Here is an 18,828-nt window from a genome sequence, read left to right as displayed (position 1 = left end):
GTCGTCCGGTCCTCACCGTTCGTCGTGGTCGCTGTCGCCGCGTGCGGCGTCTTCGAGTTCGCTGAGCACCTGCTCCTCCACCAGGTCCGCCAGGGCGGCGACCGTGCGGCTGACCAGGACGTCGCGGGGCGTGAGGGTCACGCCGAACATCTCGCCCGCCCGGGAGGCGACGAGCACGGCCCGCAGGGAGTCGCCGCCCAGGGCGAAGAAGTCGTCCTCGGCGCCGACCGCGGTGTGCAGGGCCTCCTCCCACAGGGCGGCCAGGGCCTCCTCGGTGGGGGTGCGGGGGGCGATGTGCCCGCGGTCCCCGGCGCTCTGGAGGGCGTCGGGCGCGGGCAGGGCGGCCCGGTCGGTCTTGCCGTTCTCGGTGAGCGGGAAGCGGTCCATCACCACGAACGCCGACGGGACCATGTGACCGGGCAGGGCGCGGGCGGCCAGGTCCCGCAGGTCGGCCGGGGCGGGCGGCTCGGCGCCGGGCGCGGCGAGCAGGTGGGCCACCAGGCGGGGCAGCCCCGGCTCGTCCTCGCGCACGCCGACCACGGCGTCCAGCACGGCCGGGTGGCGCACCAGGACGGCCTCGACCTCGCCCGCCTCGATCCGGTGGCCGCGCAGCTTGAGCTGGTGGTCGGTGCGGCCGAGGTAGTGCAGTTCGCCGCGGGCGTCGCGCCGCACCAGGTCGCCGGTGCGGTACATGCGGCCGCCGGGCGGGCCGAACGGGTCGGCGGTGAACCGGGCCGCGGTCAGGCCGGGCCGGTTCAGGTAGCCGCGGGCCAGGGCCGGGCCGGCCAGCCACAGTTCGCCCGGCACGCCGTCGGTGACCGGCCGCAGCCGGGCGTCCAGGACGTAGGCCCGGGTGCCGGGCAGGCGGCGGCCGACGGGCGGCGCGGTGCCGTCCGGTTCCAGCGGGTCCGACCAGGTGGCGACCACGGTGGCCTCGGTGGGCCCGTAGGAGTTGACCATCCGGTGGTGCGGCGCCCAGCGGGCCACCAGGTCTGCGCCGCAGGCGTCGGCGCCGACGATCAGGGTCTTCAGGGCGGGCAGGGTGCCGGGGGTGTCCGGCGGCAGGGTGGCGAGCGCGGCCGGCGGCAGCAGGGTGTGGGTGATGCGCTCCTCGCGCAGGACGGCGGCCAGTCCGGCGCCGAGCAGCGGGCCGGGCGGCGGGACGACCAGCCGGGCGCCGTGCGGCAGGGACGCGCACAGCTCCAGGACCGAGGCGTCGAAGCTGGGCGTGGCGAAGGCCAGTACCCGGTCCCCGGGGGCGACCCGGTAGTGCTCGGCCTCGGCGGCGGCGAAGGCGGCCAGGCCCCGGTGGGTGACGACGACGCCCTTGGGGGTGCCGGTGGACCCGGAGGTGTAGATGACGTAGGCCGGGTCGTCGAGGTCCAGGGGCCGGGTGCGGTCGGCGTCGGTGGGGCGGTGCTCCGGGCCGCCGTCCGGGGCCGCCGCGAGCAGGCCGGCGACCTCGTCGGCGTCGAGGGTCACGGCGGGGGCCGCGTCCCGCAGCATCAGCGCGACCCGCTCGGGCGGGTAGCCGGGGTCGACGGGCAGGAACGCGGCGCCCGCCTTGGCCACCGCGAGCTGGGCGAGGACCATGTCCGCCGAGCGCGGCAGGACCAGGGCGACGAGGTCGCCGGGGCCCGCGCCGCGCGCGATGAGGCGGTGCGCCAGGCGGTTGGCCCGTGTCTCGGCCTCGGCGAAGGTGAGCAGCAGGCCCGGTGCCTGGAGCGCCGGTGCGGTGGGCCACCGGTCCACCGCGGCCTCGACCAGCGCGGGCAGCGGCACGGGGGCCGGGGGCGGGGAGGCGGGCCGGGCGGGCGCGTCCAGCAGCCGCGCCCGCTGGCCGGGCGGCAGCACGTCCAGCGCCTCCAGGGGTACGGTGCCGTCCGCCGCGGCCAGGGCGTGCAGGGTGTGCAGCAGCTGGCCGGCCAGGGAGCGTGCGGTGGCCTCCTCGAAGTGGCGCGGGTCGTAGCCGAGTTCGACGACCAGTTCGTCGCCGGGCGAGATCACCACGGTGAGCGGGTAGTTGGTGGCCTCGCGGGCGTCCAGGTCCCGCACCGCGATGCCGTGCTCACCGGCCGTCGCGTCGCCGACCGGATAGTTCTCGAACACCAGCAGGCTGTCGAACAGGGCTGTTCCGGAGGGGAGTTCGCTGAGGCGGTGCAGGTCCGTCAGGGGCACGTGGTCGAAGCGGCGGTCCTCGGCCCGCGCGGACTGCAGCGCGCGCAGCCACGCGTCGCAGGGGGCGTCGCCGTCCACGGCGACCCGGGCGGGCAGGGTGGTGATGAACAGGCCGGTGATGGTGTCGGCGCCGGGCAGGTCGGCGGGCCGCCCGGAGACGGTGGTGCCGAAGCACACCTCCCGCTCGCCGCTCCAGCGGGCCAGCAGCAGCGCCCAGGCGCCCTGCGCGACGGTGTTGAGGGTGAGCCGGTGGCGGCGCGCGAAGTCCTGCACCCGGGCGGTCTCCCCCGCTCCGAGCCGCATGGACAGCCAGGTGCCGGAGCGGGCGGTGGCGTCCCGGCCGGGCCGGCGGTCGTAGGGCAGCGGGGTGGGCGCGGTGAGACCGGCGAGCGCGGCGCGCCAGTGCTCCTCGGCCTCGGCGGTGTCCCGGCCGGCGAGCCAGGCGGCGTAGTCCGCGAACGGGCGGCGCTCCGGCAGGCGCGGCTCCTCGCCCCGGGCGAGCGCGGCGTGGCTCGCCAGGACGTCCGACAGGACGTGGAAGACGCTCCAGCCGTCCAGCAGGACGTGGTGGAAGGTCCACACGACCCGCACCTGGTCCTCGGCGAGGCGGATCAGGTGCAGGCGCAGCAGCGGCGCGCGGTCCAGGGCGAGGCCGCGGGCCTTGTCCTCGGCCAGCAGCCGTTCCAGCTCGGTCTCGCGCACGGCCGGTGCCAGGGCGCTCCAGTCGTGCTCGGTGACCGGCAGGGCGGCGGTGCGGTGCACGACCTGGAGCGGCACGGGCACCCCGCGCAGCGCGACGGCGGTGCGCAGCACGGGCGTGCGGTCGACGACGTGCTGCCAGGCGGCGGCCAGCAGCCTCGGCTCGCGCACCCCGTCCACCACGAACGTGATCTGCTCGACGTACAGGCCCTGCCCGGCCTCGTCCATGGCGTGGACGACCATGCCGGTCTGGGTGGGGGTGAGCGGGTAGACGTCCGTGACGTCGCGGCCGGTGCCCACCAGCCGGTCGACGGCCGCCTGGTCGAGCGGGGCCAGCGGGAAGTCCGACGGGGTGCGGCCGCCGGCGCCGGGCTCGGCGCAGTGCCGCACGATCCGGCGCAGTTCCTCCGTGAGCTCCTGCGCCAGCCGGGCGACGGTCTCGCGCCGGTGCACCTCGCGGGAGTACGCCCAGGTGAACTCCAGCCGCCTGTCGGTCACCCGGCCGAGGACGTCGATGAGGTGCGGCCGGCCGGCCGAGCGGTCCATGCCGCCCGCCAGGGGGCCGGACGGCGCGTGCAGCAGGCCGCCGGGGGCCGCGTTCCAGTCCTGCTGCCCGAGGTAGTTGAAGCCGATCTGCGGCAGGCCGGGCAGCTCCGGGCCGGCCGTGGGGTGCAGGTGGCGCAGGGCGCCGTAGCCCAGTCCGCCGCGCGGCACCGCCCGCAGGCTCTCCTTGACCGACTTCAGCGCGGTCCCGGTGTCCGCGTCGCGGGGCACGTCGAGGGCGACCGGGAACATCGAGGTGAACCAGCCGACGGTCCGGGCCAGGTCGACGTCGCCGAACAGGTGGTCCTCGCGGCCGTGGCCCTCCAGCGCCACCAGGACCCGGTCCCGGCCGGTCCAGCGGGCCAGGACCCGGCCCAGGGCGGTGAGCAGGACGTCGTTGACGCGGGTGCGGTAGACGTCCGGCACGTCCTGGAGCAGACGGCGGGTGTCCTCGGCGTCCAGGCCGGCCGTGAGGGTCTCCTCGCAGGCGGCGGTGTTGGCGCCGGCGTGGTCGGTGGGCAGCGGGGCCGCGTCCGCCGGGTCCGCCAGGTCCCGCCAGTGGGCGAGTTCGTCGTCGAAGCCGCCGGCGGCGGTGTGCGCGGCGAGCCGCTGCGCCCAGGCCCGGAAGGAGGTGGTCTTCGGCCCGAGGTCCGCCGGGTTCCCGGTCCGCAGGGCCCGGTAGGCGGTGTCCAGGTCCTCCAGGAGCACGCGCCAGGACACCGCGTCCACCACCAGGTGGTGGGCGGCCAGCAGCAGGACGGGGCGTGCGCCGTCGCCCGGGCGGCACAGCGCGGCCTTCAGCAGGGGGCCGCCGGTGAGGTCGAACCCGCCGCTCAGCCGGCCGGCGAGGTCGTCCGCCGCCGCGGCGTCGGGGAGGTCGTGCACCTCCAGGTGCGGTGCGGCGCCCGGCGCGGTGCCGTACTGGCGCCACCGTCCCTCGCCGGCCGGCTCGAACCGCAGGCGCAGCGCGTCGTGGTGGTCCGTCACGGCGGCCAGGGCGGCGCGCAGCAGGTCCGGGTCGGTGTCGGCGGCCAGGTGGAAGGAGACCGTCTGGGTGAAGCGCGCCGGGTCGCCGGTGAGGGTGTGCAGCAGCCAGTGCTGGACGGGGGTGAGCGGCGCGTCGCCGACGACCGCGCCCTGCTCGGCGGTGACCACCGGGGCGGGCAGGTCCTCGGCCGCCGCGGCCAGTTCGGCGACGGTCTGGTGGGTGAACAGGTGCCGCGGGGTCAGCGCGAGGCCGGCCCGGCGGGCGGCGGAGACGATCTGGATGCCGAGGACGGAGTCGCCGCCGAGCGCGAAGTAGTTGTCCTCGGCGCCCACGTCGGGTACGCCGAGCACCTCGGACCAGATCGCGGCGAGCGTCTTCTCGGCGCCGGTGCGCGGCGGCCGGCCGCCGCCGGAGGCCGGGGCGGCCCACACGGGTTCGGGCAGCGCGCGCCGGTCCAGCTTGCCGGTGGCGCCGAGCGGCAGGCGGTCCAGCGGCAGCACGGCCGCGGGGACCAGGTGGTCGGGCAGGGTGCGCCGGAGGAAGGCGCGCAGCTCGGCGGGGTCCGGGGTCCCGGTGTCGCGCGGCACCGCGTAGGCCACCAGCCGCCGGTGGCCGTCGCGTTCCACCACCCGGGCGGCGGCCGCGGCGACCTGCGGGTGCCGGGCCAGCGCGGCCTCCACCTCGCCCAGTTCGATGCGGAAGCCGCGCACCTTGACCTGGTCGTCGGAGCGGCCGAGGTACAGCAGGTCGCCCCGCGCGCTCCAGCGCACCAGGTCGCCGGTGCGGTACATGCGGCTGCCCGGCGGGCCGTAGGGGTCGGGCAGGAAGCGGGACGCGGTCAGTCCGGGCCTGCCCAGGTAGCCGCGGGCGACGCCGGTTCCCGCGAGGTACAGCTCGCCGGGGGCTCCGGCGGGCACCGGGCGCAGCCGGGCGTCCAGGACGTAGGCGCGGGCGCCGCCGACCGGCCGGCCGATCGGCGGGACCCGGTCGGGGTCGGCCGGGTCGCAGGTGAAGGCGGTGGCGTAGACGGTGGCCTCGGTGGGGCCGTAGATGTTCATCACCCGGCAGCCGGGGACCACCGCGCGCACCTGGCGGACGGTGGCGGCGGGCAGTGCCTCGCCGGCCAGGACGACGGTGTCGGCGGTGACCTCGACGCCGTCGTCCGTCAGCAGCCGGCCCAGGGCCGAGGGGACCGCGCTGAGCAGTCCGGCCCGCCACGGGCCGCGGCGTTCGGCGAGGGCCAGCACGTCGCGGACGACCTCGACGCGGCCGCCGGCGAGCAGCGGCGAGAAGATCTCGAACACCGACACGTCGAAGTTGAGCGAGGTCGAGGCCACCACGTGGTCCAGGCCCCGGCCGGCGAACTCGGCGGCGGCCCAGTCGGTCAGCGCCACCACCGACGCGTGGGCGACGACGACGCCCTTGGGGCGGCCCGTCGAGCCCGAGGTGTGGATGACGTAGGCCGGGTGGGCGGGCAGCAGCGGCGCGATCCGGTCGGCGTCGCCGAGGCCGGCGGCGGACGCGGCGGCCAGCCGGCCGGCGCAGGCCGGGTCGTCCAGCGTGATCCGCGGGAACGGGCCGTCGGGGAGCCGGGCGGAGGTCTGCGTGGTCGTGACCACGGCGGCCGGCTGGACGTCCGCGAAGAGGAACGCGAGCCGCTCGTCCGGGTAGCCGGGGTCGACCGGCAGGTAGGCGGCGCCGCTCTTGAGGACGGCCAGCAGCGCCACGACCAGCTCGGCGGTGCGCGGCAGCGCCAGCGCGACGAACCGCTCGGGTCCGGCACCCGCCTCGACGAGCAGCCGGGCCAGCCGGTTGGCGCGCTCGTCGAGCTCCCGGTAGGTCAGCGACTCGTCGCCGGCCAGGACGGCCACGGCGTCGGGGGTGCGGGCGGCCCGCTCCTCGAAGACCGCGGGCAGGGTCCGGTGCGGCGCCCGCACCACCGGCCCGCCGAACCGGTCCACCAGGGCGCGGCCCCGCGCCGGGTCCATCAGCGGCAGCTCGGCCAGGGGCCGGTCCGGGTCGGCCGCCATGCCGGTCAGCAGCGTGCGCAGGCTCGCGCCGAGCTCCTCGACCGTCGCGGCGTCGAACGCGGCCGGGTCGTAGTCCAGGGCCACCGTCAGGCGCTCGCCGGGGGCGACGACCACGCTGAGCGGGTAGTTGGTCGGCTCGACGTCGCGTTCGTGCTCGACGGCCAGCCCGTGCCGGGCCAGGGCGCCCTCGTCGAACGGGTAGTTCTCGAAGACGACGATGCTGTCGAACAGGTTCGTGCCGCCCGGCACCTCGCTCCAGGACTGCAACTGGGCCAGGGAGACGAAGTCGTGGCGCCGGGCCTCCGACTGGGCGGCCTGCAGCTCGCCCAGCCACTGGAGCAGGCCGCGCCGCCCGTCGATCCGCGCCCGCGTGGGCAGGGTGTTGATGAACAGGCCCACCATGCCTTCCACGCCGGGCAGTTCGGCGGGCCGGCCGGAGACCGTCGTGCCGAAGACCACGTCGTCACCGCCGCCGTAGCGGGACAGCAGCAGCGCCCAGGCGCCCTGGAGCACGGTGTTGAGGGTCAGCCCGGCGCGCTGGGCCGTCTCCCGCAGCCGCGCCGAGCACGCGGCGTCGAGCGTCACCGTCACCGACCCGGAGGAGGAGGTGCGGTGCGCCTGCGCGAGGCGGCGGTCGCGCGGCAGCTCGGTGGGGGCGGGGAAACCGGCCAGCGTCTCGCGCCAGTGGCGTTCCGCCCGCGTGGTGTCCTGCCCGGCCAGCCAGCGCAGGTAGTCGGCGAACGGGGCCCGCTCGGGGACGTCGGGGCGGCGCCCGGCGGTCAGTGCCGCGTACCGCTCGCAGACCTCGTCGAAGACCTGGGCCGCGCTCCACCCGTCGAGCAGCACGTGGTGGAAGGTCCACACCAGCCGCACCCGGTCCGCCGACAGCCGGATCAGGACCAGCCGCATCAGCGGCGCCGCCGTCAGGTCGACACCGGCCCGGCGGTCCGCCTCCAGCAGCGCGTCCAGCTCGCGGGCGCACCACCGGTCGGGCCGGCCGGACCAGTCGTGGTGGGTGACGGGCACGGTGGCCCGGTGCTGCACCAGCTGGAGCGGTTCGGCGGTCTCCTGCCACACCAGCCGGGTGCGCAGCACCGCGTTGGCGTCGGCCGTCTGCTGCCAGGCCTCGGCCAGGGCGTACGGGTCGGTGACGCCGCGCAGCACCAGTTGCACCTGGTTGACGTAGGTGCGCGAGTCGGGGTCCATCAGGCTGTGGAAGAGCATGCCCGCCTGCATCGGCGTCAGCGGGTACAGGTCGGCGACCGCGCGGCCGTCCCCGACGACCCGGTCCACGGCCGTCTGGTCCAGGCGGGCCAGCGGGAAGTCCGACGGGGTGCGCCCGCCGGCGTCCGGGCGCAGGCAGTGGGCGACGATCTCCTCCAGTGCCCGCAGCATGCCGGAGGCGAGCCCGGCGACCGTCCGCTCGTGGTGCCGGCCGGCGCTGTAGTGCCAGGTGATCTCCAGCTCGCCGTCGTGGACGCGGGCCACGACGTCCAGCAGGTGCGGGCGCTCGGACTCGGGCGCGTCGGCGCCGCCCAGGCCGCCGGGCACGGAGCGCACCAGGGCGGCGGTGTCGTCGGCGGACCAGTCGAACCGGCCCAGGTAGTTGAAGCTGATGCCGGGCGCGGGCGCGGCGGCGAGCTCCTCGTCGCCGGCCAGGTAGCGCAGGGCGCCGTAGCCGAGGCCCCGGCCGGGCACCGCGCGCAGCTGCTCCTTGACGGACTTCAGCGCCGCGCCCCAGTCCCCGTGCGGCACGTCCAGGGCGACGGGGAACAGGGAGGTGAACCAGCCGACCGTGCGGGACAGGTCGACGTCGTCGAACAGGTGGTCCTCGCGGCCGTGGCCCTCCAGTCCGACGGCGACGGTGTTCCGCCCGGTCCAGTCCGCGAGGACGCGGCCGAGGGCGGTGAGCAGGACGTCGTCGACGCGGGTGCGGTAGGCGCCGGGGACCTCGCGCAGCAGGGCGTCGGTGCGTGCGGGATCGAGCCGGACCGTCACCGCCCGCAGGTCGGCGGCGGTGTTGCCGCCGTCGGAGTCGGCGGGCAGCGGGTGGGCGCAGTGCCGGGAGACGGCCTCCCAGTGGGCGCGCTCGGCGGCGAACCCGCCGGAGGCGGTGTGCGCGGCGAGCCGCCGCGCCCACTCCTGCACGGAGGTGGTGCGCTGCGGCAGGCGCACCGGCTCGCCGGCGCGGGCCTGCCGGTAGGCGGTCTCCAGGTCCTCCAGCAGCACGCGCCAGGAGACGCCGTCGACGACCAGGTGGTGCGCGGCCAGCAGGAGCCGGGCGGGCCGGTCCTCGGTCCGGGTGAACAGACGGGCGGCGAACAGCGGCCCGGTGTCCAGCCGGAAGGCGGCGTGCGCCTCGGCCGTCAGGCGGGCCTCTGCCTCCTCGGCCGCCGCCGCGTCGAGCCCGGCGAGGTCGCACACGCGCAGCAGCCCGGGCGGTTCCTCGCCGGGGGCGGGGCAGTGCTGGTGCCAGGTCCCGTCGCCGTGCCGGACGAAGCGGGCGCGCAGGGCGTCGTGGTGGGTCCACAGGGCGGCCAGGGCGCGGCGCAGGGCGTCCGGGTCGGGGGCGCCGGCGCTCTCCACGACCACGGACTGGTCGAAGAACTCCGGGCGTTCGGGGCCGGGCCGCAGGAACCAGTGCTGGATGGGGGTCAGTTCGACGTCGCCGGTCACCGGCCCGGTCCCGGCGACGGGCGCGGCAGAGCCGCCGGCCGCGGCGGTGGCGGCGGCCAGCGCGGCGATCGTGGGGTGCCGGAACAGGTCCCGGGGGGTCAGCGCGAGACCGGCGGCGCGGGCGCGGGAGACGACCTGGATGCTGAGGATCGAGTCGCCGCCCAGCATGAAGAAGTTGTCGTCGACACCGACCCGTTCCACTCCCAGCAGCTCCGCCCAGACGGCGGCCAGGACGCGTTCGGGACCGGTGCGCGGCGCGCGGTAGGCGCCCTGCCCGGCCGCCGACCAGTCGGGGGCGGGCAGCCGGCGCCGGTCCACCTTGCCGTTGGCGGTCAGCGGCAGCTCCGCCACCGTGACGAACGCGGCGGGCACCATGTAGTCGGGCAGGCCGGCCGAGAGGTGGGCGCGCAGTTCGGCCGCCGGCGGCACGGCTGCCCCGCCGGCGGGCACCAGGTGGGCGGCCAGGCGCTTGCGTCCGTCGTGCGCGTACACCGACACCACCGCCTCGGCCACGGCCGGGTGGGCGGTGAGCCGGGCCTCGATCTCGGCGGGCTCGACACGGAACCCGCGGATCTTGATCTGGTCGTCGGCGCGGCCCACGAAGTGCAGCTCGCCGTCGGCGCTCCAGCGCACGATGTCGCCGGTGCGGTACATCCGCCCGCCGGGCGGGCCGAACGGGTCGGCCAGGTAGCGGGCGGCGGTCGCGCCGGGCCGGCCGGCGTAGCCGCGGGCCAGTCCGGCACCGGCGATGTACAACTCGCCCGGTACGCCCGGTGGTTGCGGCTGGAGCGCGTCGTCGAGCACGTAGACCCGCATGTTGTCGAGCGGGCGCCCGATGGGCAGCACCGCGGGCAGCGGGTCGCCGGTCCGGAAGACGCGCCGGGTGGCGAAGGTGGTGGTCTCGGTGGGGCCGTAGCCGTCGACGACGGTCAGGCCGGGGCAGGCGTCCAGGACCCGGCGCACCACCGCGCCCGGCACGGCCTCGCCGCCGGTCCACACCTCCCGGGCGCCGCGCAGGCAGGCCGGATCGTCCTGCGCGAGGAGGCGGAGCAGGCCCGCGGTCAGCCACAGGCACCGCACGCCCTGCTCGGTGATCGCGCGGCGGACCACGGCGGCGTCCACGTCGCCGGGCGGGGCGAGGACGGCGGTGCCGCCGCGCAGCAGCGGCACCCACAGCTCGTAGGTGGAGGCGTCGAAGGCGTGCGGGGAGTGCACCAGGACCCGGTCGTGGCCGGCGAAGGCCCGGTCGAGGGCGAGCGCGGCGACGTCCCGGTGGCGCACGGCGACGCCCTTGGGGGTGCCGGTGGAGCCGGAGGTGAACATCAGGTACTGGACGTTGTCCGGGTGCGGTGCCGGGGCCGGGTCCGGCGCGGCGGCCGGTTCGGGCCCGGCGACCGGGAGGTCCGCCCGTACGACCGTCCCCTGCGCCAGCACCGCGCGTGCCGTCTCCTCCCACGTCCCGTCGGTCAGGAGCAGGTCGGCGCCGGCCTCGGCGGTCATCCGCCGCAGCCGTTCGCGCGGCGCCCGGCCGTCCAGCGGCACGTACACGCCGCCGGTGCGGGCGAGGGCGAGCTGGGCGACGACCAGCGGGACGGAGCGGTCCATCAGCACGCCCACCGGGCGCTCGGCCGACACCCCGAGCGCGGCCAGGGACGCGGCCAGGCGCGCGGCCCGCTCGTCCAGCTCCCGGTAGGTGAGGTGCTCGTCCCCGGCCGTCAGGGCGACGGCGTCGGGGGTGCGCTCCACCTGGGCGGCGAACAGGCCGCCCGTCGTGGCCCTGGGCGCGTCGGTCGCCGTGTCGTTCCATGCGCGCAGGACCTGCTCGCGGCGCTCGGGCGTCAGCAGCGGCAGCCGCGCGGGGGCCCGCTCCGGTCCGGTGGCCATGCCCTCCAGCAGGACGGTGAGGTACTCGCCCATGCGGGAGACCGTCGCGGCGTCGAACAGCTCCGGGTCGTAGCCGAGGCGCAGGGCCAGCCGCTCGCCCGGGTAGGCGACCAGGCTCAGCGGGTAGTTGGTGGTCTCGATGCCGTCCAGGCCGCTCAGGCGCAGTCCGTGGGCGGCGGCGAGACCGTCGTCGACCGGGTAGTTCTCGAAGACGACGATGCTGTCGAACAGGGCGGCCCTCTCGGGCAGTTCGGTGAACGCCTTCAGACGGGTGAGCGGTACGTGGCCGAAGCGCCGGTCCTCGCTCTGCTCCTGCTGCAGCCGGTGCAGCCAGTCGAGCAGGGCCGTCCGGCGCGGCACCGTGACCCGGGTGGGCAGGGTCGTGATGAACAGGCCGGTCATGGTGTCGGCCCCGGCCAGTTCGTCGGGCCGCCCGGAGACCGTGGTGCCGAAGACGACCTCGTCGCGGCCGGCCTGACGGCTCAGCAGGACGGCCCACGCGCCCTGCACCAGGGTGTTCAGCGTCAGCCCCGCGTTCCTGGCCGTCTCCTCCAGGGCCCGGGTGGTGGCGGCGGGCACCGTGACGCGCACCGCCCGGGTGGACTCCGCGCGGTGGGTCTCGCGCGGTTCGCGGTCGAAGGGCAGCGCGGTGGTCCCGGTGACGCCGCCGAGGCGGGCCCGCCAGTGCCGCTCGGCCTCGGCCCGGTCGCGGTCGCGCAGCCAGGCCACGTAGTCGCGGAAGGGCCGGCGGTCGGGCAGGGCCCGGCCCGCGTGGCGGGCGAAGACGTCCGAGAGGACCTGGAACAGGCTCCAGCCGTCCAGGACCAGGTGGTGGAAGGACCACACCACGCGCACGGCGGTGTCGGAGACCCGCGCGAGCACCAGGCGCTGGAGCGGGGCCCGCGCCAGGTCGATGCCGCGCGCGCGGTCGCGGTCCATCAGCTCGCGCAGCCGGGTGTCCCGCTCGGCCTCGGACAGGTCCCGCCAGTCCAGGCGGGTGACCGGCACGGGCGCGTGCCGCTCCACCACCAGCAGCGGTTCGGGCACGTCCTGCCACAGGACGCGGGAGCGCAGCACCGGCGTCCGGTCCGTCACCCGCTGCCAGGCGTCCGCGAGCGCGCCGGGGTCGGGCACGCCGTCCAGGACGAAGGTCAGCTGCTGGAAGTAGGTGCCGCGGTCGTCCTGGCCCAGGCCGTGGAAGAGCATGCCGGCCTGGGTGGGCGTGAGCGGGTGGACGTCCTCGACCGCCGCGGGGTCCTCCCCCGTGATCCGGTCCACGGCCGCCTGGTCGAGCGCGGCCAGCGGGAAGTCGGAGGGGGTACGGCCGCCGGCGCCCGGCCGGGCGGCGTGGCGGGCGAGTGAGGCCAGCGCGTCGGCGAACCGTCCGGCCAGGCCGGCGACGGTCTCCTCCCGGTGCAGCCCCTCGCTGTACGTCCAGGTGAACTCCAGCGTGTCGTCCGCCAGCCGGCCGATGACCTCCAGCCGGTGCGGGCGCTCGGCGCCGGGGTCCGCGTCCAGTTCCAGCGGGCGCAGCGGGGCGCGGTAGAGGCCGTCCGGGCGGTCCGGCAGCGCGAAGCGGCCCAGGTAGTTGAAGCCGACCTGCGCGGCGGGCCCGTCCGTGGGTGCCGGTGACGGGGCCAGGTGGCGCAGGGCGTCGTGGCCGAGGCCGTGCCGGGGCACGGCCCGCAGCTGTTCCTTGACCTGTTTGAGCACGGCGTCCCAGCCGGCGTCCGCGGGGACGGCGAGGGCGACGGGGTGACGGGTGGTGAACCAGCCGACGGTGCGGCTGGTGTCGACGTCGGCGAAGAGCTCCTCGCGGCCGTGCCCTTCGACGTCCACCAGCACGCGGTCGTGCCCGGTCCACGCGCACAGCACCCGGCCCAGGGCGCTGAGCAGCACGTCGTTGATCCGGGTGCGGTAGGTGTCGGGCAGCGTGCGCAGCAGGACGGCGGTGTCCTCGGGGGTGAGGCGCACGGTGACCGCGCGGGCCGTGGCGTAGGTGTTGGCGCCGGCCAGGTCGGTGGGCAGGCTCGCCGCGGCGCCGGCGACCGAGCGGGCCCAGTACTCCCGTTCGCCGTCGAAGCCGCCCTCGGCGGCGTACGCGGCCAGCCGCTGCGCCCAGTGGCGCAGTGCGGAGGACCGGGGCGGCAGTGCCGCCGTGCCGTCGCGGCCGTCGCGGCGGGCCCGGTAGGCCCGGTCGAGGTCCTCCAGCAGCAGGCGCCAGGAGACCCCGTCGACCACGAGGTGGTGGACGGCCAGGTGCAGGACGCGCGGCCGGCCGGCTCCCCGGTCGTGCAGGACGGCGCGCAGCAGCGGGCCGTGCCGCAGGTCGAAGGGGCCGAGGTGCGGGGCGTCGGTGTCCGGTCCGGTGTGGTGCGCCAGCCGGATGCGGGGCGCCCGCTCGGCGATGTGCCAGCGGACGCCGCCCGCGTCCCGGGCGTCCTGGGTGCCCTGGGTGTCCCGGGTGGGGAAGCGGGAGCGCAGCGCGTCGTGGTGGGCGACCACGTCGTTGAGGGCGTCCTCCAGCGCGGCGGCGTCGACCGGGTCGGCCAGCTCCACCGACAGCGTCTGGGCGTAGTGGCCGGCCCGTTCGGCGACGGCGTCGAACAGCCAGCGCTGGATGGGCGTCAGCGGCGCCGGACCGGTGGCCGGCACGGCGGCCGGCGCGGCGGTCCGGCGGCTTCCCGCCGCGTCCGCGCACCGGGCGAGGGCGGCGACGGTCTGGTGCCGGTAGACGTCCCGGGAGGTGACCGTCAGGCCGGCCTGCCGGGCCTGGGCCACCACCTGGATGCTCAGGATGGAGTCGCCGCCCAGCGCGAAGAAGTTGTCGTCCGCCCCGACCCGCTCCACGTGCAGGACCTCGGCCCAGATCGCGGCGAGGGTCCGCTCGGTGGGGGTGCGCGGCGGGACGTGCCGCGCGGTGTGCCCGGCGGGCCCCGGGTCGGGGAGCCTGCCCCGGTCCAGCTTGCCGTTGGGGTTGAGCGGCAGGGCGGGGAGCACCACGACGGTCGAGGGCACCATGTAGTCGGGCAGCGTGCGGCCGAGTTCCCGGCGTACCTCCTCCGGCTCCACCCGCGCTCCCGCGGCGGGCACGACGTAGCCGACCAGACGGCGGTGGCCGTCGCCGTCCCGGGCGACGGCGGCGGCCTCGGCCACGCCCGCGCAGTGCCGCAGCGCCTCCTCCACCTCGCCCAGTTCGATGCGGAAGCCGCGCACCTTGACCTGCTGGTCGATGCGCCCGAGGTACTCGAGTTCGCCGTCGGCGCTCCACCGCACCAGGTCCCCGGTGCGGTACATGCGCTCCCCCGGCCCGGCGAAGGGGTCGGCGACGAACCGGGTGGCGGTCAGGCCGGGACGCCGCAGGTAGCCGCGCGCCAGGCCCTCGCCGCCGAGGTAGAGCTCCCCGGTGACGCCCGGGGGCTGCGGGCGCAGCAGCCGGTCCAGCACGTAGGCGCGGGTGCGGGCCACGGGCGTGCCGATCGGCGGCGCCTGGTCGGGCACGGTGCCGCCGGCGAACCAGGCGGTGGCGTAGACGGTGGCCTCCGTCGGTCCGTAGAGGTTGGCGACCTCGCAGGACGGCATGGCCTGCCGCAGGTCCCGCACGGTCTGCGCGGGCAGTGCCTCGCCGGCCAGTACGACGGTGTCCGCCTCGAAGGCGGCGGCCCCGGTGAGCACCCGGCCGGCCACCGACGGCACGCCGCTGACCAGTGCGGCCCGGCGCGGGCCGGACCCGTCGGCGAGGGCCGGCAGGTCGGCGACCACCTCGACGGTGCCGCCGGCCAGCAGCGGGCACAGCATCTCGAAGACCGAGACGTCGAAGTTCAGCGAGGTCGAGGCCACCACGTGCGCCAGGCGGCGGGCGCCGAAGCGCTCCTGGACCCAGGCGGCGAGCGCCGCCACGCTGCGGTGGGTGACCACGACGCCCTTGGGCCGCCCGGTCGAGCCCGAGGTGTAGATGACGTACGCGGGATGCTCGGGGTCCAGCGGCCGGGGACGGTCCGCGTCAGCGTCCGCGGGATTCCCGGGGTCCCCGTCGCCCGGGGACGCGGGGCCGGCCAGGCAGTCCTCCAGGATCAGCGGCTCGCATCCCCCGGGCAGCGCGCCGGCGGTCTCGCGGGCGGCCAGGACGAGGGCGGGGGCGGCGTCCGTGAGCATCAGGCGGATGCGCTCGGCCGGGTAGGCGGGGTCCACGGGGAGGTAGCCCGCGCCGGACTTCAGGACGGCCCACAGGGCCGGTAACAGGTCGGCGGTGCGGGGCAGGCACAGCGCCACCAGTGTCTCCGGGCCCGCGCCCCGGGCCCTCAGCAGCCGGGCGAGCCGGTCGGCGCGGCGGTTCACCTCGGCGTAGGACAGCCGCTGCCCGCCGTGGACCACGGCGGTCGCCTCCGGCGTGCGGGCCACCTGCGCCTCGAACAGCGCCGGCAGCGTCGTGGCCGCGCGGTCCGCGCGGCCGGTGCGGCCGGTGCGGTCCGCGGCGTCCCGTCCGGCGGGCGCGGGCGGGTTCCAGGCGTCCAGCAGGGTGCGCCGCTCCTCGTCCGACAGCAGCGGGAGCTCGGCGAGCGTGCGGTGCGGTCCCTGCGCCATGCCGTCCAGCAGGCGGTGCAGGTGGCGGCTCATCCGCTCGGCGGTGCGCGCCTCGAACAGGTCGGTGTTGTACTCGACCGTCAGCTCGTACCCGCCGTCCGGGCACGGCGCGAATTCCAGGACGAGGTCGAAGCGGGCGGCCGGGCGGGGCAGCGGGTGGTCCTCGATGCGTATCCCGCCGGCCCGCGGCGGGTGGGCCGGGGCCGTCTGCTGGACCACGAGCGCCTGCACCAGCGGGGTGCGGCTGGGGTCCCGGGGCGGGGCCAGTTCCTCCACCACGCGGTCGAACGGCACACCGCCGTGGGCGAAGGCGTCCAGCACGGTCGCGCGCATGCGCTGCACGAACCGGTCGACGGTGACGGTGTCGTCCACCTCCTCGCGCAGCACCACGGTGTTGACGAAGAAGCCGGTGACGTCCTCCAGGTCCCGGCGGTCCCGTCCGTTGGTGACGGTGCCGAACACCACGTCCCGCTGCCCGGAGTACCGGGAGAACAGCACGGCGGACGCCCCGGCGAACAGCGTGAAGACGGTCGTGCCGCGGCCGGCGGCCAGGTGGCGCAGCCGGGTGACCAGGTCCGCCGGGATCCGGTGGCGGTGGGCGGCGCCCGCGGTGGTGCGCACCGCGGGCCGGGGCCGGTCGACGGGCAGGTCCAGCTGCTGCATCCCGGCCAGGTGCCGTCTCCAGTACGCGAGGTCGCCGGCGTCGCCGTCCGAGGGGCGCCGCTGCTCCCACACGGCGAAGTCCGGGTACTGCACGGCCGGCGCGGGCAGGCCGTGCGGGGTGCCGGACACCTCCGCGGCGTAGAGGGCGGCCAGGTCGCGCGTCAGGACGCCCACCGACCAGCCGTCGGTGACGATGTGGTGCTGGGCCAGCAGCAGCAGCCGGTCGTCGTCGGCGCGCTGGACGAGCAGGGCCCGGGTCAGCGGTCCCGCCGCCAGGTCGTAGGGGCGGCCGAGCTCCTCGGCCAGCAGGCGTTCGGCGGCCTCCTCGCGCTGCTCGGCGGGCAGTTCGCGCAGGTCGGCCGTGCGCAGCGGGAGGGCGGCGGTGTCGTCCACCCGCTGGATCACCTGCCCGTCCACCGTGGTGAACGTGGTCCGCAGGGAGTCGTGGCGGGCGGCGAGCCGGTCGAGGGCGCGGCGCAGCGCCGCGGTGTCCAGCGGCCCGCGCAGCCGCAGCGCCACGCCGGTGTTGTACTCGGTGCCGCCGGCGGTGAGGCCGTCGAGGAACCACAGCCGGCGCTGCCCGCTGGAGAGGGGAAGCGGCCGGTCGCGCGGGGCGGGCGGGATCGGCTCCGGCGGCGCGGCGGCGGACGGGTCGCCCGCCAGCGGGGCGAGGGCGGCGACGGTGCGGGCGGTGAACACGTCGCGCACCGACAGCCGCGCGCCCAGTTCCTCCCGGATCCGGGACAGCGTCCGCGCGGCGAGGATCGAGTCGCCGCCCAGGTCGAAGAAGTCGTCGCGCACGCCCACGAGGTCGGCCCCGAGCACGTCGGCCCAGATGGCGGCCAGGATCCGTTCCTCGCGGGTGCGCGGCGGGACGTGTCCCTCGGCGGGCGTGGGGCCGGGGGCGGGCAGGGCACGCCGGTCGACCTTGCGCTGCGGGGTGAGGGGCAGGGCGTCGAGGACGACGACGGCGGAGGGGACCAGGTGCGCCGGGAGGGCGGCGGCGAGCGCCGCGCGCAGTTCGCCAGGCTGCGCGGGCCGCTGCGGATCGGCGGGCGTGACGTAGCCGACGAGCCGCTGCCGTCCGGGCTCGTCCTCGCGGACCACCACCACGGCGTCGCGCACCGCGCCGTGCCGCAGCAGGGCCGCCTCGATCTCCCCCGGCTCGATCCGGAAGCCGCGCAGCTTGACCTGGCGGTCGAGCCGGCCGAGGAACTCCAGTTCCCCGCCGGCGGTCAGGCGCACCCGGTCGCCGGTGCGGTAGAGCCGGGCGCCGGGCGGTCCGAAGGGGCTGGCGACGAACCGGGCGGCGGTCAGGCCGGGCCGGCCGAGGTAGCCGCGGGCCACGCCGTCGCCGCCCACGTACAGTTCGCCGTCGGTGCCGGGCGGGACCGGCCGCATCGCCGTGTCCAGGACGTGGGCCTCGGTGCCGGGCAGGGGGCTGCCGATGGCCGGGGTGCCGCCGCCCGCGGACAGCGGTCCGGTCCAGGTGGCCACGACGGTGGCCTCGGTGGGTCCGTAGGAGTTGATCATGCGCCGTCCGGGCGCCCAGCGGTCGACGAGCCAGGCCGGGCACGCCTCGGCGCCCACGATCAGCGTGCGCAGGTGCGGGGCCGTGCCCGCCGTGGCGGGGTCGGGCAGGGTGGCGAGGGCGGCGGGCGGGATGAGGGCGTGGGTGATGCGGTGCTCGTCCAGGACGGCGGCGAGTTCGTCGCCCAGCCAGGGCCCGTCCGGGGGGACGACCAGGGTGGCGCCGGACAGGACGGAGACGCACAGCTCCAGGACGGAGGCGTCGAAGCTGGGCGAGGAGAACTGCAGCACCCGGTCGCCGGGGCCGACGGCGTACTGCTCGGCGGCGGCGGCGGTGAAGCCGGCGATGCCCCGGTGGGTGACCGTCACGCCCTTGGGCGTCCCGGTGGATCCGGAGGTGTAGATGACGTACGCGGCGTGGTCGGCGCCCACCGCGACGCCCGGCTCCGGGTCCGGCGGTGCGGCCTCGTCGGCCGGCCGCGCGGCGCGGTCGTCCAGCAGGCCGCGGACCTCGGCCGGGTCGTCGAGGACCACGGCGGGCCGGGCGTCGGCGAGCATCAGGGCCCGGCGCTCGGCGGGATAGTCCGGGTCCACCGGCAGGAAGGCGGCGCCCGCCCGGGCCACGGCCAGTTCGGCCGCGACGAGTTCGATCGAGCGCGGCAGGACCAGTGCCACCGTGCGGTCCGGTCCTGCCCCGCGCCGCACCAGGTCCTCGGCCAGGCGCCGGGTCCGTGCCGCCAGTTCCCGGTAGCTCCAGGTGCGCCGGCCGTCGGTGACCGCCGGGGCGTGCGGGGTGCGGGCCGCCCACGCGGCGAACAGCTCGCCGAGCGGCGGGTGCGGGGCCGGGCGGTCCGCGTCGCCGTCCGCCGCGGGACGCGCGGGGCCGGTCTGCTGCGGGGAGGACGCCGGTGCGGGCTGGTGGTGCAGGTCCGTCATGGGTGAAGTCCTTCGGGGCGGGGACGGTGCGGGCACGCGGGCACGGACGACCGGGGACGTCGTCCAGGAGGTGGGGCCGGGCGGCCGGCGGGCCCGCGCGGAGGGCGGGGCCCGGTG

At 77.3% G+C, this 18,828-nt stretch carries 1 protein-coding gene; it reads right to left on the bottom strand.

Translation table 11 applies throughout. The features are described from left to right. Positions 1-12 precede the first annotated feature (12 nt). A complete protein-coding gene (locus AB0L29_RS00840; protein WP_365821882.1) occupies positions 13-18,711 on the bottom strand; it encodes a non-ribosomal peptide synthase/polyketide synthase in 18,699 nt (6,232 codons plus the stop codon). Positions 18,712-18,828: the final 117 nt, after the last annotated feature.

It is taken from the genome of Streptomyces sp. NPDC052701, from assembly GCF_040678355.1.
In the GTDB taxonomy this organism is placed as follows: Bacteria; Actinomycetota; Actinomycetes; order Streptomycetales; family Streptomycetaceae; genus Streptomyces.
This window is presented reverse-complemented; position numbering and strand designations above follow the sequence as displayed.

What these genes read in the sequence shown, in the direction of transcription:
- AB0L29_RS00840 (WP_365821882.1), bottom strand. Translation starts at nt 18,711, where the DNA reads ATGACGGACCTGCACCACCAGCCCGCACCGGCGTCCTCCCCGCAGCAG.